Annotated in this window: 11 protein-coding genes; 7 read left to right on the top strand and 4 right to left on the bottom strand. The window is 52.6% G+C overall.

Features of this window, described 5'->3' with window-relative positions; translation table 11 throughout:
- Window positions 1-21: 21 nt before the first annotated feature.
- Window positions 22-840, bottom strand: coding sequence for a sulfotransferase family protein (locus G7G_RS0104220; RefSeq protein ID WP_010438722.1), 819 nt, complete (start codon window positions 838-840; stop codon window positions 22-24).
- A 139-nt stretch (window positions 841-979) separates the two neighbouring features.
- On the opposite strand from G7G_RS0104220, the gene G7G_RS0104215 reads away from it, so the two are divergent.
- Window positions 980-2,557, top strand: a complete 1,578-nt coding sequence (locus G7G_RS0104215) for a DUF5928 domain-containing protein (protein ID WP_010438720.1) — start codon at window positions 980-982, stop codon at window positions 2,555-2,557.
- A gap of 55 nt (window positions 2,558-2,612) precedes the next feature.
- On the opposite strand, the gene amaB is transcribed toward G7G_RS0104215, so the two are convergent.
- Together amaB and G7G_RS0104205 are read right to left on the bottom strand one after the other, a co-directional pair.
- Window positions 2,613-4,109 (bottom strand): L-piperidine-6-carboxylate dehydrogenase, encoded by a 1,497-nt coding sequence (amaB, locus tag G7G_RS0104210; protein WP_050806438.1) that lies wholly within the window; start codon window positions 4,107-4,109, stop codon window positions 2,613-2,615.
- 18 nt (window positions 4,110-4,127) lie between these two features.
- On the bottom strand, window positions 4,128-5,234 hold the full coding sequence (locus tag G7G_RS0104205; protein ID WP_029621716.1) for a saccharopine dehydrogenase family protein: 1,107 nt from the start codon (window positions 5,232-5,234) through the stop codon (window positions 4,128-4,130).
- A 701-nt stretch (window positions 5,235-5,935) separates the two neighbouring features.
- On the opposite strand from G7G_RS0104205, the gene G7G_RS0104200 reads away from it, so the two are divergent.
- The 6 genes from G7G_RS0104200 to G7G_RS0104170 all read left to right on the top strand — a co-directional run bounded on the left by G7G_RS0104200 (window position 5,936) and on the right by G7G_RS0104170 (window position 12,258).
- Window positions 5,936-6,598: a MotA/TolQ/ExbB proton channel family protein gene (locus G7G_RS0104200; protein ID WP_010438715.1), complete on the top strand. Its 663-nt coding sequence runs from the start codon at window positions 5,936-5,938 to the stop codon at window positions 6,596-6,598.
- A gap of 31 nt (window positions 6,599-6,629) precedes the next feature.
- Complete coding sequence (locus tag G7G_RS0104195) at window positions 6,630-6,956, top strand: biopolymer transporter ExbD (RefSeq protein ID WP_029621714.1); 327 nt, start codon at window positions 6,630-6,632, stop codon at window positions 6,954-6,956.
- Between the two features lie 4 nt (window positions 6,957-6,960).
- Window positions 6,961-7,338: an ExbD/TolR family protein gene (locus G7G_RS0104190; RefSeq protein ID WP_010438713.1), complete on the top strand. Its 378-nt coding sequence runs from the start codon at window positions 6,961-6,963 to the stop codon at window positions 7,336-7,338.
- A complete protein-coding gene (locus G7G_RS0104185) occupies window positions 7,335-8,381 on the top strand; it encodes an energy transducer TonB family protein (protein ID WP_010438710.1) in 1,047 nt (348 codons plus the stop codon). The genes G7G_RS0104190 and G7G_RS0104185 overlap by 4 nt, the downstream gene beginning before the upstream one ends.
- A 603-nt stretch (window positions 8,382-8,984) precedes the next feature.
- Window positions 8,985-10,772, top strand: a complete 1,788-nt coding sequence (locus tag G7G_RS0104175; RefSeq protein WP_010438704.1) for an adenylate/guanylate cyclase domain-containing protein — start codon at window positions 8,985-8,987, stop codon at window positions 10,770-10,772.
- Between the two features lie 55 nt (window positions 10,773-10,827).
- The gene (locus tag G7G_RS0104170; RefSeq protein WP_010438702.1) at window positions 10,828-12,258 is read left to right on the top strand and encodes a phosphatase PAP2 family protein; all 1,431 of its coding nucleotides are present in this window, start codon (window positions 10,828-10,830) and stop codon (window positions 12,256-12,258) included.
- Here the strand turns inward: G7G_RS0104170 and G7G_RS0104165 are convergent.
- Window positions 12,251-15,088 (bottom strand): hypothetical protein, encoded by a 2,838-nt coding sequence (locus tag G7G_RS0104165; protein WP_010438700.1) that lies wholly within the window; start codon window positions 15,086-15,088, stop codon window positions 12,251-12,253. The two genes, G7G_RS0104170 and G7G_RS0104165, sit on opposite strands and share 8 nt — an antisense overlap.
- Window positions 15,089-15,576 lie beyond the last annotated feature (488 nt).

Here is a 15,576-nt window from a genome sequence, read left to right as displayed (position 1 = left end):
GCGGGAGCCTTCTGATTTAGCTCAATCACCTAGTTTTGCGTGAATCTCGTCCAGATCGATTTCACCAATTGGCATCTTGTTCGCGGGATTCTCGAAATCGTATTTGAACAACTCGAAATCCTGCTTGTAGATTTCATAGACCAAGTGCATGGACAGGTCGTCAAAATAGTCCTCGACCGGATGCGCACGCTTTGGCCCATGGCCTTCAGATTCATTGAAGCGTGGAATTTCGGACAGAGTCACCCTATGCGCTGTGTCCAGGTGATCCAGAACATCCTGCATTCCATCATTGAATTTCTCGGTCCAGAAAATGCGATCATATCGGCCACCATTAGCGATCAAAGTTGAGACATGACCGGACATGGCGGACCAATGAATGTCTGGATCCATCGGGCGTCGCCAGCGGATCGTATCGCGCGCAAACAGTAGAAACCTGCGGAAACTAGCGATTTGGTCAAACTCACCTTTGCCATCCTCACCGCCAACCTCAATCCCGTAGTTGTAAATCAATGTCGGCACCAGATTTCCGCGATAGCGTTTACCGTTCCGCTGAATACCGCAAATCTTGTCGAAGAACGAACTTAGGATGCGCGTATATGGATTGCGCACACAGGTAAAAGTGTATGACCCATGCGACTGAACATTCCGCGCAATTGGGTCCTGACTGGCATTAAAAGCCCACTTATGCATCCCATCATTGGCGTCGTGAATATCACCATCAAAAAACCGGCCATGATCCGAGAAGTACATGATCTGTCCAATGGTCGAGCAAGCACATTTTGGCACGACACGATAGACCATGCTCTGACTTTCGGTCATCCATGTACCGGGAAAACCCATCTGCTGTGCCTCCTTAGCCAGTTATCGTATTGATACTCCGGCATATTGGCTCAAAGAACCAAAAATATTCTGTTTATTCAATCGCTCATCCTCAGTATCACGGTTGCAAACGGCAGAAACGGGGAAATACGAATATAGAATGGCAAAGATTGCCTTTATCTTGCTGTGTCACAAAGATCCGGACGCGATCATCGCGCAGGCCGGTCAGCTGACCGCTGCCGGTGATTGCATGGCGATCCATTTTGATGCCCGTGCCAGCGACACAGATTATGCGCGAATTCGCGAGGCCCTAAGCGACAACCCTAATGTCACCTTTTCGAAGAAGCGCATTAAATGCGGATGGGGTGAATGGTCCCTGGTACAGGCTACGCTGCATGCGCTTCAGTCGGCTGTAGAGCAGTTCCCCAGGGCCACCCATTTCTATATGCTGTCTGGCGATTGCATGGCCATCAAGACCGCTGAATATGTGTGCGGTTTCCTTGATGATCGCGATGTGGATTTCATCGAGAGCCACGATTTTTTCGCAAGCAACTGGATCAAGACCGGAATGAAAGAAGACCGGCTGATCTATCGCCATTACTTTAACGAACGCAATCAACCGCGCCTCTTCTACACCGCTTACGAGATGCAAAAACGGTTTGGCCTCACTCGCGACATACCGTCAGACCTTCAGATCATGATTGGCAGCCAATGGTGGTGTCTTCGCCGTCGTACTGTCGAGATGATTCTCGAATTCCTGCAACAACGCCCGGATGTGCTTCGGTTCTTCAAGACAACGTGGATTCCAGATGAGACGTTCTTTCAAACTCTCGTTCGCCATCTGATACCAAAGCACGAGATCGAGAACCGAACGCTGACATTTCTGATGTTCTCCGACTACGGCATGCCCGTTAGTTTTTACAACGATCACTATGACATGCTGCTGGGTCAGGATTACCTCTTCTCACGCAAGATCAGCCCTGAAGCCCATGAGCTCAAGGAACGATTAGGGCAATTATATGCCAGCGAAGGGGTCGCATTTGGTATTTCTGGGGAAGGGCGCAAACTGTATCATTTCTTGACCAGCCGTGGACGCGTCGGACGGCGGTACACACAACGGTTCTGGGAAGCGGGTAACACCCTGGGACCCGATCGCGAAATATACTTGATTGTCTGCAAAAAATGGCACGTTGCCAAACGATTGGTTGATCAGATTGCCTCGGAAACCAGCATTCCCTGTATTGAATACATATACGATGAGCAAGACACTCCGCTTCCCGATCTGGGTGGTATTGAGACGACATTGACCAAACGCTCCCGACATCGTCGCGCAGTCGCGAAATTGCTGTTCGAACATTTCGACAGCGACAAACTGATCTTATGCGTTGATCCTGCGAATTTAGATGTCATTCAGGATTTTGGCGGGGATCAAGCCCAGACGCGTGTACTGGAAATCGAATGCGAATATTCCGACGAATACCTTGCTGGTCACGCCCTGCGTGTCGGGTTGGCTGGTCAGAACAGTTCGGCCGAGTCAATGGCCCGATTGCTTCCGACGTTGCGGAACGCACTTGCCTATGAATCTGAGCAGATCCGCTACTCCAAAAACGATGGTTTGTTTCATTTGCGCGAAACTGCTGATCGCTTGGTCAACGAAGAGGCAATAGCCGAGTTTCTGAACCTAACGGAGGTCCAGGCCAAATCGATTATGCATTTGGATTACCTTTTCGCGGATTGATTTCCGGCGGCGTATATTAAAACCGCCGGATATACTTAAGATCAAGACCCGCCAATCAGATGTCGAATTTGACACCCTGCGCCAACGGCAACTCGGCTGAATAGTTCACCGTGTTGGTCTGACGGCGCATATAGGCTTTCCAGGCATCTGAACCGCTTTCGCGCCCACCACCAGTTTCCTTTTCACCGCCAAACGCGCCTCCGATCTCGGCGCCGGACGGGCCGATATTGACGTTTGCAATGCCACAATCCGAGCCAGCTGCGGTCAGGAACTGTTCTGCCTCACGCATGTTCAACGTGAAAACACAGGATGACAGGCCTTGGGGCACATCGTTTTGGAGCTCGATCGCCTCGGCAAAATCGTCATAACCCATGACATACAGGATCGGAGCAAAGGTTTCTGTCTTCACAGTTGCTGTCTGGCTGGGCATTTCGACAATGGCGGGTTCCATGTAGACGCCACCGGGCATTCCCTCGGTTACTCGCTTGCCACCAAAGACCGTTCCACCCTCGGCTTCTGCCCTCTTAAGCGCTCCGGTCATTGCGTCGCCGGAGGCTTCGTCGACAAGCGGACCTATCAATGTCCCTTCCGTCAGCGGATTGCCAATTGGCAGGCCCGAGTAAGCTTTCTTGAGGCGCGCAACAAGCTCTTCACGGATCGAGTTGTGCACGATCAGACGGCGTAGCGTGGTGCAGCGTTGACCCGCCGTCCCGACGGCTGAAAACACGATCGCCCGGACCGCCATTTCCAGATCGGCCGAAGGACCGACGATCATCGCATTGTTGCCACCGAGCTCCAGAATGCATTTACCAAAGCGCTGCGCCACGATCGGAGCAACTGCACGGCCCATCCGAGTGGAGCCGGTGGCCGAGATTACCGGCACATCCTCGCTCGCGACCAGAGCTTCACCCAGCGCAGCACCTCCGATCAGGGTCTGCAGCAGGCCGACAGGCGCATCCCCGAAGCGGGCCAATGCGCGCTCGAATATTTTCTGACAGGCCATCGCGGTCAGGGGCGTTTTCTCTGAAGGTTTCCAGATTACCGGATCCCCACACACCAACGCCAACGCCGCATTCCATGACCAGACCGCAACCGGGAAGTTGAAGGCCGAGATCACGCCCACTGGTCCTGCAGGATGCCAGGTTTCCATCATCCGATGGCCAGGTCGTTCCGATGCAATCGTAAGACCGTAGAGCTGTCGGGACAGTCCAACGGCAAAGTCGCAGATATCGATCATCTCCTGCACTTCGCCCAGCCCTTCCGAGGTGATCTTACCGGCCTCCCAGCTGACCAGCGCGCCCAGATCATCTTTAGCTGCGCGCAGTTCTTCGCCCAGAAGGCGGATCAGTTCTCCGCGGCGCGGGGCAGGCACAACCCGCCATGCTTGGAACGCTTCCTTCGAGCGCGCAAATATGGATTTCATCTCGGACAGAGGCGTTTCGTGCACTTCAGCCAGCACACTTCCATCAATTGGAGAAGTTACGCGCAGCGATCCACCAGTCAGCTCTGCCGCCGTCAGGTCCAGTTTCGCAAGAGTAGCTTCAGCAGTCATTACAACATCTTTCATATCTCAGGCCGCCTTGTTCTGTTCGGTGACATCGCCGGCGCGATAGAGCCGACCAAATTCTGTGTTCAGGAAATCGGCAAGCTTTACCTGCTCCTGCCGGACAAAACCCTTGGACGGCAAAGCACCCGTCCGCATCAGATCGACGACACCCAGCACACCTGCTGCGGTGGTGATCTGAATCGCACTCCAGATTTGCCCATCAATGGTGCGGGCAAAGGATTTGTTGATCAGGGACTTCTCGCGCAGGGAACCATCAATCATTCCCTTGGCAGTGCAATAGACAAGCACTACATCCTGATCTGTGCGCGGCAGTGCGGTTTCAAAGATCTCTTTCAACAGATCGCGCCGCCGCTCTAATCCCAGGTCATTCAGCAACAATCGAAGAATATCCCGATGTCCCGGATAGCGGATCGACCGATAGGACACAGCCCGCGCTTTGCCTTCAAGCGTTTCGGGCAGCGTGCCCAGCCCACCGGACGTGTTGAAGCATTCATACTCCACACCATCATGGCCGATCAGTTCATAATCTTCGAGTGGTGCTGTTTTAACCCGCTCGCCGTTCACAATGGCATCGCAAGGGTTACAATACTCATTTATCAATCCGTCAGTGGACCACGTCAGGTTATATTTCAATGCATTGGTCGGAAACAGCGGCAGTGCCCCAACCCGCATATGTAAGCTTTCCAACTCATCGAATTCCGAAGCCAGCGCGGCGCCAGCGATACCGACAAATCCGGGTGCCAATCCGCATTGCGGCATGAACGCTGTATCGCTGTTCTGCGAAAGTTGGCGTACCGCATTGGTCGCTTCAACATCTTCTGTCAGATCAAAATAATGGGCTCCGACTGTTTTTGCAGCACCGGCAATTTCTGGCGTCAGGAAAAATGGAGCCGCCGAAACAACAGCATCAAACCCCCTGAGCCCCCGTTCGAGGCTTGCACTGTCACGGGCATCGATCTGCCGCGTTGAAATCCCTCGCTTGTTGAACACAGACAATGCCGACAGATCATGATCGGCAACAGTTACCGAGTAATGCGCCGAGGATTTCAACAAGGTCGCGATCATCTGACCGATCTTTCCTGCCCCGACTATGCAAATATTCCAGCTCAAAACGCGCCTCCATACTGTATTTCTTTCGATTATGAGGGGCGAATTGTTCGGGATGCAGATCATGTCTTGACGAAATGAGGCAGATATCCGTCATATTGTCATATATTATGTCAATTTGCTAGACTGCATCTTCAAATTCGCCCTTAAATATTGTCGAATTCACAATCGTTTTAGCGATCCTTTGAAGTGAGAGTACTATCAGGTATGAGAGGACCATTGTCGGCTACACAACGCAGACAAACGCGGTTCGCCCAAGCATATAGGTGCCCTTCAATGAGATCTCTCCGTGTCCTGCTTACCTGTTTCGCATGCCTGCTCTCATGCGGAGCTCTGGCGCAATCCGCTGAGGCACCTACCGCTGAGATTTCTTTGGAGCTCAATGCCTTGGCAGACGTTAGTGGTGCCTGTAGATTAACCTTCCTGGTGACCAACCAATCCGGAACCAGCATCGATGAGGCAATATTCGAGACGGTGATATTCGACAATGAAGGGAGTGTTGTAACCCTTTCACTTTTTGATTTTCGAGACTTACCCTTAGATCGCCCGCGTGTCCGTCAGTTTGACCTGCCTGGGATGTCTTGCACGTCTGTTGGGCGAGCATTGATCAATGGCGCGAGTTCATGCGTGATAAACGGATCTCAGAGCGACGTCTGCCAATCGACCCTAACGCTCAGCAGCCGAGTTGAAGTGGAGTTACTTGGATGAATATTCTCTCTTCTCTTCGGGAAATCCTGGCCCTTGGCGGGCCCGTAGTAGCCATTCTTATTGTCATGTCGGTGCTGACGGTGGCGGTCAGTCTTTATAAGCTGTGGCAGTTCGCAGCCTGTGGCGTGGGACGGCACAAAGTGCTGTCACAAGCGCTGCAAGCCTGGGATGCCGGGGATCGGGCCGAGGCACGCACACGCCTCGCACAGAGCAGAAGCTATCTTGCACCACTTGTCGAAGCCGCAATGGACGCGCCGGACACACCCGATCTGGACGCACGGCTGGATGCCGAAGCCGGGTTGGCACTTGCCGGGCTTGAGCGGGGGTTTCGACTTTTAGACACGGTTGCCCAGCTTGCCCCGCTGCTTGGGTTGTTCGGGACAGTTTTGGGAATGATCAATGCGTTCCAAAGCCTTCAATCTGCCGGGTCTTCTGTCGATCCCTCATTGCTGGCAGGCGGCATCTGGGTTGCCCTGGTAACCACAGCTGTTGGCCTAGCGGTGGCGATGCCGACCTCGATGGTCTTGTCCTGGTTTGAAAGCCGAACCGCGCGCGAACGGGTGTTTGCGGACAAAGCACTGCGCACAGTTCTTGTCCCAAACCATTCGAACCAGCCCGCCACCGGTGCGACCGAGTTTCTGAACGCTGAACATGTGTAACACGGCACCCTTTGTCAGACGACCTATGTCAATGACGCCGCTCATCGATGTCATCTTCTTGCTGTTGCTGTTCTTCATGTTGTCTTCAACCTTCTCAAAATTCGCGGAGATCGAGATCAGCAGTGCAACCTCAGGCGCATCAGCCTCGGCTGAGCCCGTCGAGCGAATTTTCATCCAGATCGGTGCGGAGCGCGTGACTTTGAACGGCGAAACGCTGACGCTGGATGACCTGTCTGCAAGGATCGGGACAGGTCAGGCTCTGGTAAGCCTTGATGCCGATACGTCCGCGCAACGACTTGTGGATTTGCTGGTTATTTTGCGCGGCCGCGATGGCTTGACCGTCACGGTGTTGGAGTAGACCGATGATCCGCTTTGGTCGCCCAAGCCGCAAACGAGACTCGACCATCCCTCTGATCAACGTCGTTTTTTTGATGCTGATCTTCTTTCTGATTGCAGGCACCCTGGCACCACCGCTTGATCCCGAGCTTCAGCTTGTCGACACATCGGAACTCGAAGGCCGCGACCCTCCCGATGCGCTTGTCTTGAACGCTGATGGCATCCTCAGCTTTCGCGGAGTGCAAACCGACCCTGAGGCTTTCATGGCCAGACATGATGACGGACCGGTCAGGATTGTCCCCGACCGCCATGTTTCAGGCCAACGGTTGATGGAGTTAACCGGTGCCCTTCGACGGTATGGCGCGCCGTCTGTGTTCCTCGTGACCCAGCAGGCGTTAAAATGATCCGGAAGTCAGCAGCCGTCGCTGCGTTGGCGGGTGCGCTTTCGCTTGTCCTGCACATCCTTGGGATCAGTTTCTACGGACCAAGTCTGCCACAATTGCGATCCAAGGGGGAATCGGTCAGCTTGATCGAGCTTGGCAACACATTCGAAGAATTCACCGAAGACACGACGGACCCGGTGCAACCGGAATCTGCTGAAGCACCCGAGCCTCCGGTTGAAGACACTATTAGGCCCGATACTGCCGACATCCCGATCAGCGAAACACTCGTCGCCTCCCCCAATCCTCAGCAGGTATCTTCACCCGATGTCGGAGCGCCCGTCGCCCCACAATCAGAATTGCAGGAAGGGGTGCCGACCGAACCGGTCGCCCCGTCCAGCGCCGAACCAGCCGCAGACGCGGTGACTACCGCAACACCCCCGGCGACCGAGCGCTTGGCAGTGCTACCACCCACAGACGCCCCAACTGCTCCGGTCCCTCCACTGGAGAGTGCGGCAGTCGAACCGGAAATCCCAAGTACCGTCGATGAGCCAACAACAGAGCTGCCGGAAGAACAAACCGGGGCTTCCGATCAGGCTGTATCTGTCTCCAAGCGTCCCCGCCTTCCGGACAAAAGGCCCGCAACGGATACGCCAAAATCGCTGGATGGGTTCAGTAACTTCGACAATTTGCGCAACCCTTCGCGGACAGTAGAGTCGCCCTTAAGCCTGTATCAAAAGGAAGGGGCTGACCCGTTCCGAACCAGCAGTGGCAGAAATCAATCCTCAGGCCGCGGCGCAGGAAACTCCGACACTACGAACTATGCCGGACAGGTTCTGGTCCATCTAAATCAAACACCCGTCGTCTATGTACCAGTCCGAGGATTTGCGCAGGTATTCTTCGAAATTAATCCTGATGGATCACTGGCTTGGGTCGACATCGTCGACAGCTCAGGCTCACCCGAGATCGAGCGCGCCGCCAGAGATCAAGTCATCCGCGCCGCCCCATTTCCTCGCCCACCAAGCGGTTCAAGCCGCAGGCTATCATTCTATTACCAGAATAGTTGAGATCAGAGACAGCGGCTCAGTTGCATAGCTATTCGTTAACCCCAAGAGACTTATAGCTTGGAGTGCTTTAAACTATTGAACCGTGTGATGAAAAATAGTCTGAGCGGGTTGTTTGGAATTTGGTTTCGGGAGTAGGCTTTGAACCTCTGACCTTCAGGTTATGAGCCTGACGAGGTGAAGACGTTAATTAATTGATCCAGTGGATCAATTGTAGTCTGAACGGGCTGTACTTAGATTTTCTGACGCTGGTTGCGGGAGGGTGCAACCACCGTTGTCGAATACGGTTGCAATGTCTGGTTTGAAGCCTCAAATCCAAAAGCCCTCGACCACTTTTTCAAGCATCGGTCTGCTAGTCGAAGGTACTCGCGCCGCCTCAGCACGATTTTTTAGAATTAGTTTCTATTCCAAGATGATCCGCCCTATGACCAAACAGGAAGTCAAAGAAGCCAAAACGTTCGGCAAAAGAAGCATATCGACTATATCAGAGCAGTTAGAAGACGCCATTCATTAGATGAGGCAATAGACCGAAGACAATCCTATCGTTACTCTGCCTTCAAGTTATCATTCATAAACAACGAACAGGATTCTTCAGAAAGACTTTCAATGGCGAGTGAAAACGAACCTCCAATTTCTGAAACGCGCAGGCTTGCAGTTGTCGCGTTCGCAGATGTTGCCGGTTTTTCCCGCCTAATGGCAGAAGACGATGTTTGGACAAGCAACCAGTGGAAATCGCTCAGAGAAGAGTTGCTGTTGCCATTGCTTAAGCAATATGATGGCCGATTGGTCGAAACTGTCGGAGACGCGATCCTCGTTGAATTCAGCAGCGTGGTGGCTGCCTTGAAATGGGCTGTCGACGCTCAGAAGAAACCACATCCAGAGGCGCAAAGGGGCACCCGTGAAAATTTGCAATTAAGGATTGCAGTAAATGTCGAAGATGTTTTGGTGAGCCACGGAAACATATTGGGTGACGGCGTCAACATTGCCTCGCGTATTCATGACGCTGCAGCGCCGGGTCAAATCGTTGCGACAGGACTGGTTCGAGAACTGGCAGGAAGTAAGATCAATGTTCGCTTCAGAGATATTGGTACGCCGCGACTAAAAAACATCAATCGAGTTATCCACTTGTTTCAAGTCGTGCCACTGGAAACTTCTTCCTCAGAAAGCGCGAGCCTACACCAACCTTTCATTGAATGGACATCGCGACCTACAGTGGCCGTCTTGCCATTTCGCGCGTCTTCTGGCCATGAAATGGAAGAGTATTTTGGATCAGGGATCACCGAAGACATTATCAGCGGCCTATCCCGCAGCCATGCATTTCACGTAATCGCCCGCGCCTCCACATTGCGTTTTGCCAATCGATCGATTGATCTCCAGGAGATCGCGGCGCAGTTGGGCGTAAACTATGTAATGGATGGAAACGTGCGCCGACAGGGCAATCGGCTTCGGATTACAGCGGAATTGGTTGATGTTGCCTTGAACCGATCAATCTGGTCCGAGTCGTTCGACGGGACCGCCGAAGATCTGTTCGATTTTCAAGACACAATAGTTGCCGCAGTTGTCGGCTCATTCGAGCCTCGCCTGAACGCGCACGGGATTGAACGCGTTCGAAATCGCTCTACCCATAGCCTTGATGCGTATGATTGCGTTCTCAAGGCGGCATCAGAACTGTATCGGTTCACAGATGAGGGGTATCATCAATCCGGAATAGCGTTGCAAAGGGCTATGGAACTGGATCCTACCTATGCCAGAGCCTATGCTTACTCCGCTTGGCGATTGAATTACCTCGTTGGCGAGGAACGCTCCAACAATCCTGAGCGCGACAAACTGCTGGCTGTTGAGCATGCCAGACATTCCATCGCATTGGATCCTGATGATCCTTTCTGCCAAGTGGTCGCTGGGCATCTGACAAGCCTCATTGAGGGTGATCCACATCAAGCGATGTCGATGTTTGATCTGGCCCTGTCCCTTGATCAGAATAATGCACTCGGCTGGGCAACCAGTGGAGTAACATTGTCGTATTTAGGCCGAAGAGACGAGGCGATACCCCGGTTTCAGAATGCATTTAAACTAAGCCCGTTTGACACCTTGAACTTTACTTGGTGGACCGGGGTTGGAATCGCCGAGTTTTCCTCGGGAAATTATGCTGAAGCGATTTCCTGGTTGCAGAAGGCACGTCAGGTCAACTCTCGCTTTATTGCGACCTTGAGAATTCTGGCGGCCAGTCTTGCAATGAACGGTCAAGAGGAAAAGGCACGGGCCGTTGGAGCCGAGATTCTAAGGCTCGACAAAGATTTCTCGGTGGATCGGTTTGTTTCGTGGTATCCATTTGTACGTAGAGAAGACAAATTGGCCCTAAAAAGTGGGTTATTTATTGCGGGTTTGCCGCGTTAGAGGACTTTGAGCCGACGAAATCTCAAGTCCATATTATTCGATAGGGGGATTTCCAATGACTTCTAGAAAGGACACAGCCAACGGCATGGGTAGTGGCATGGGCATGGGCATGGGTAGCGGCATGGGCATGGGCATGGGTAGCGGCATGGGCATGGGTAGCGGCATGGGCATGGGTAGCGGCATGGGCATGGGTAACGGCATGGGCATGGGCATGGGTAACGGCATGGGCATGGGCATGGGTAACGGCATGGGCATGGGCATGGGTAACGGCATGGGCATGGGCATGGGTAACGGCATGGGCATGGGTGCGATCCCGGTCGGAGCTGACGGTGGCATTGGCTTTATCCGTAGCTACTATGCTACCCCCATTGAACTGGCGCTGTTGCCTTGGTCGCTTAACTTCACACCAGACAATTCCGGTGAAACTCCATTTCCGCTCGAATTCATAATCAATCCCTACCAACCTAACAGTGACCCGCTGGAATGGACGACCGCCGACTGGGATCCGGATTTGCGTTTCTGGACACTTCCGTTTGATCCGCAATTGGGTGAGTGGTTGCGCGCCGCTGACCGGAGTGAGCCCGGTACGCTCGCAGCCCTTGAAATCGCTGGGCAATTCGGGAAATGGTTACCGATTTCCCTTGGCCGCATCCCGCCAGGTATCGACCCGATTAAGCTGCGTTGGCTGGAAGCAAACGACCTGAAATGGCAACCCGGAGATACAGCCGCTGAGAATTTGGCCGCGTTCCTATTTATCAAGGGCGAGTTGGAGAAACTCAAAATCTATATGGAGGACGATCGGTGGAACTATCTTGTGGAAAGCGACGTCCAGGCAGATGGTCTACCGGATTATCTCATTCATTTTCTGGGCATCAATTCGTTTGATCACCCCAATACGCTCGACCTGATAAACGTCGGGCTGGCAATCGGTAACGTGATCTACATGGCTTACAAAGCACATTACAAAAGAGTGCGACCATCGATCCTCCGCCCCGGCCTGACTGTACCGTTCGGCCCACCCGCACATCCGGCATTCCCAAGCGGACATTCATTTCTTGCGCATTTCATTTCGCTTCTTTTGCTAGAAATACCGGGAATTTATTACCGCTACGGAGTGCTGAAAGATAAAGTTTCGATTGATGGTGCGGATATTGTTCCAAGCCCAGAGGATGGGCATCTGCTTCGGAAACCACGATGGAGTGACTTGCGCGGGACCGCGCCCATAAAGTCACCACTGCTTGCAATTGCGCATCGAATAGCAGTGAACCGAGAACGTATTGGCGTGCACTACCCGACCGACAGTACGGCCAGTCGCCATCTGGCTGCAGGTATTTGGGATGCCCTGTTTGACAGAGCCAACGACACAGACGTCGATGGAAATCCAATAGCGGGTATCGATTGTCCGACGCTGATGACGGTGCTGGACGCGTCAAAAGTCGAATGGCCCACGCCATGGGACAGTGATCCTGTGCCGGAAGTCATATGAACCGAATAACCCGCAACCCAAGGTTATTGTCATTAGCTACGAGGTCGGTCAATGCTCGGGGTGTTTTGGGTAGGTTGCTGGATGTTGTCCCGACAGCCACCCCAAGGCTTTGCAGCGGATCTGTATTGGCACGATCGTCTGGACAAGTGATTTCATAAAGCGCCAGACCATATGCTGTGCTACCTTGCGGTCGGTCGGCGTTCACTATTCGCTCAATCTCTGCCAGGGCTTCGCCCTCATCGTTGAACGGCAGAACCCGCCTGTCGCCTGCTCCAATGTCCGGCAAATTGTCTTCCTGTGAAAAGAGCGGAAGCCAGATAATAATGGAGGAAAGACCCCAATCCTCTTCTGGATTAAAGACCACCCCATACCAGCGGCGAAGCGTGCAGCCCTCAGCTGTAACCGATCCACGATTCCCGAAAATCACCTGATCCGGCATTGTCCATTGCGCATCATCACGCCAATCTAGCGAAACCGGGCAATAACTGCCCACGCCGAAATTAAACCAACTGCCGTTCACCATCTCTCTAAGCGGGCGGGAATCTTCGATATAGACATCGACGTCAGGCGCTTTGCCCATGCCATTGTGTGTCTCTTCAAGGTTCTCGACAAACATGCCTTGCGTTTCAAATGACCACCGTACCACTTTGTGGACCATACCCCCTTTCCAACAATCCGGTTGGGGTAGGTTATTTGGTAGATCTGGGATAGGAGGCATTTCAATCACTCCAGCCTGCAAACGGTCAATTTGTTCGATCGCCAGCTCCAGCATTTCTGCCCTCGATGGCGATTGCCCGAATGATTGGATTGCCCGTACCAACAAGTACACCGTCACAAAAGACGCACGTTGGCGCAGGTAAACATCCGGTGCGTCCGCATCCATCGAGTCTCCACCCAGCGCACGATAAAGCCGGAAGAGCGTTGTCGAAAGGATCTGTTCCGTCAGATAACCCTTCAGGTCGTCACAACCAGTTGGCGGCGATTCAATAACAGACCGGTTCAATTCTCCGTACCACGCCCAACCTAACGTGGGGGATCTGTCGTGGCGACGCGTCGAAAACACGAATGGGAATGTGATTCCACGATAGCTTTCGGCGACACCATTTCGCGGGTCAGCCAGCCTAGACTCCGGATCACAAACAATAGCGGCCATTGCGTCACCGGCGCTGTGCGCAAAATCAAATTCAAGCTTCCCAAGACGCGCAGCCAACAAATAGTGCCCAAACTCATGAAGCATCCAGCGCTTGTCAGTCGCGAGGCCAAGGGGCTGCGCCCAGGTACGCTCTCCGTCGCTGTTCAATGGCCGGTCCCAACGTGTCAGTTCTGCAAGTGCGAGATTCATTCGAATTGTCGGCAACGTCGCAGCATCAGATTTGCAGTCATAGGCGACCTGCGCGTTCACCGTTCGCCCATCTTTGCCAGGACCCGGAGCAATACCGTACCGGTAAAAGATCTGAATGTCCCTTTCTGCCCGAACAACGAAATCGTCCAAGATAATTCCAAACGATCTCAACAAATCGAAAAATTCAACGCAGTTAACATAGGCAAGTAGTGCTGAATACTCATTACTTCGTAGTAGAATCTCCTTGTTCGCGGGTAGCCTTAAAACTTTGGTCGGACCGGGATTGCCAAGTCCATCTTGGTCACCTGGAACAAAATCTGGGCATCGGCGAACACGAAACCCCAGATCTTCCAGCGTCAATTCATTCCCGTTCGTCAGTTTTCCCAACTCTCTGAAGCGATCAAGGAAATCATCTGTACGAGTGGGTCGCCTTCGATCCCAATCGTAAGGCAATGCTGGATTTGCAGGATCAAAAGGTAATTTCGAAGCAGGCGGAACTTGAGTCCAAATTTTTGCTTCGCCCTCACCTACATGGGTGATCAGTGGGCAGGTTTCAGTGGATAGCAATTCGAAGTGGAATTGTCGCTGTTGCGCACCGCCAATTGGTATTGCCTTGATCTTGTTGGTCACCGAATAACTCAAGCGATTTGGAAATCGCTCGATTGACCCAAGCGCTTTCGAAACTGTTTCGATAACAACCGGTTCTTCCAGAAAATCCGGGTCAACATCGGACAAGATAAAGATTTGCTCTAGATCGATGGATCTCGGTTCAACAGAAGCCGCGGCTCCAATTTGATTTAGAATATCAGATGGATAGTTTACCAAATCATTTGTAAGTGCCCCAAGTTCGATCTGTCGTTCCTCTCGAGACGGAAATGCGGCCTTGGCATCCACGGTCGACCAACTCTGCTGCGATACAACCGGGTATTCTGCTGTGAACGAGCGAATGATGACGCGGAGTTTACCACCATCTGTTTCCTCCACCAGCATAGGAATGCTGACACCGATAGAGAACTCGGCAGGTTCCCCCTGATCATTTATGAATTCTGTCGCCACCATGACTATCGTTGCTGGCAATCTGTGGAGTTCATCGCGGGACAGGTTCCATGACGCAATTTGAGGTGGGTTGTCATTCGCACCGCTGTCAACCGGAGGCCAGATATTCAGCCAGTGAACCAAGTCCCAGTTTCCGGCTTTGGCGTTGTCATTAAACTGATTTCCGCCCCACCCTTCAGGCCAATTCAACGATTGCCCATGACTTGTTAGATAATCTTCAACTTTATCCAAATAGTCCGAAGCAATAGCTCCAAGTGTTTCCCGATCAGTCTCTTCATCCGTCGCGATGGCGATATATGGCGCATCGGAATGCGATATTAGTCGCGAACGCCGTTCCGAATTTGGATACTCGCGCTCAAATCTAAGCCACGGTGGTGGCCAACTGTCAGAGTTGTAAGGTTCTGGTGGCCAATTTGGAAAATCAATAGACAAAACTATGCTCCCTTTCCTTCAGAAATAGGTTTGATTGAGTTGGGGCACGTAACTTCAAATTAATCGAAATTTTGAGATTCCGATAGTATGATAACTCAACGGGTAGGCTTACCGAACGACGGACGATACTTAAGGACTGTTAGAAAGGGGGGCTTCTAGCGCGCTACTACCTAGTAACATGGAATAGAGGAAGCGGGTCTCCTAGATCCGCCAAGTGATTGTTCATTGCGATAAAGTCGCTGAAAAATCGATCCATAAGTTACGGGTGGTTTTCATAGATTTGACCAACTGCCACAAACTGCGAAATGACACTAAGGACCCCTCTAAATATATGCCAGTGTCGGCTATCAGAGATTCGATTGGTCCCGGAAGATGGGACATATACAATTGAACTCATTGGAAACTGGCGGGCTTGATGGCGTTGGGAGCATCTCAGAACGAACAAAGCCGCCCTGGGGTGGCTGGGGTGGCACTGCGTTCGGTAAAAG

The sequence above is a fragment of the Ruegeria conchae genome (assembly GCF_000192475.1).
Taxonomy (GTDB): domain Bacteria; phylum Pseudomonadota; class Alphaproteobacteria; order Rhodobacterales; family Rhodobacteraceae; genus Ruegeria; species Ruegeria conchae.
The sequence above is the reverse complement of the archived record's forward strand: the minus strand, read 5'-3'. Positions and strand labels throughout refer to the sequence as shown.

Bases quoted from the DNA above. Each gene is read 5' to 3' on its own strand.
- G7G_RS0104220 (WP_010438722.1), bottom strand. From the start codon at position 840: ATGGGTTTTCCCGGTACATGGATGACCGAAAGTCAGAGCATGGTCTAT.
- G7G_RS0104215 (WP_010438720.1), top strand. From the start codon at position 980: ATGGCAAAGATTGCCTTTATCTTGCTGTGTCACAAAGATCCGGACGCG.
- amaB (WP_050806438.1), bottom strand. From the start codon at position 4,109: ATGACTGCTGAAGCTACTCTTGCGAAACTGGACCTGACGGCGGCAGAG.
- G7G_RS0104200 (WP_010438715.1), top strand. From the start codon at position 5,936: ATGAATATTCTCTCTTCTCTTCGGGAAATCCTGGCCCTTGGCGGGCCC.
- G7G_RS0104195 (WP_029621714.1), top strand. From the start codon at position 6,630: ATGACGCCGCTCATCGATGTCATCTTCTTGCTGTTGCTGTTCTTCATG.
- G7G_RS0104190 (WP_010438713.1), top strand. From the start codon at position 6,961: ATGATCCGCTTTGGTCGCCCAAGCCGCAAACGAGACTCGACCATCCCT.
- G7G_RS0104185 (WP_010438710.1), top strand. From the start codon at position 7,335: ATGATCCGGAAGTCAGCAGCCGTCGCTGCGTTGGCGGGTGCGCTTTCG.
- G7G_RS0104175 (WP_010438704.1), top strand. From the start codon at position 8,985: ATGGCGAGTGAAAACGAACCTCCAATTTCTGAAACGCGCAGGCTTGCA.
- G7G_RS0104170 (WP_010438702.1), top strand. From the start codon at position 10,828: ATGACTTCTAGAAAGGACACAGCCAACGGCATGGGTAGTGGCATGGGC.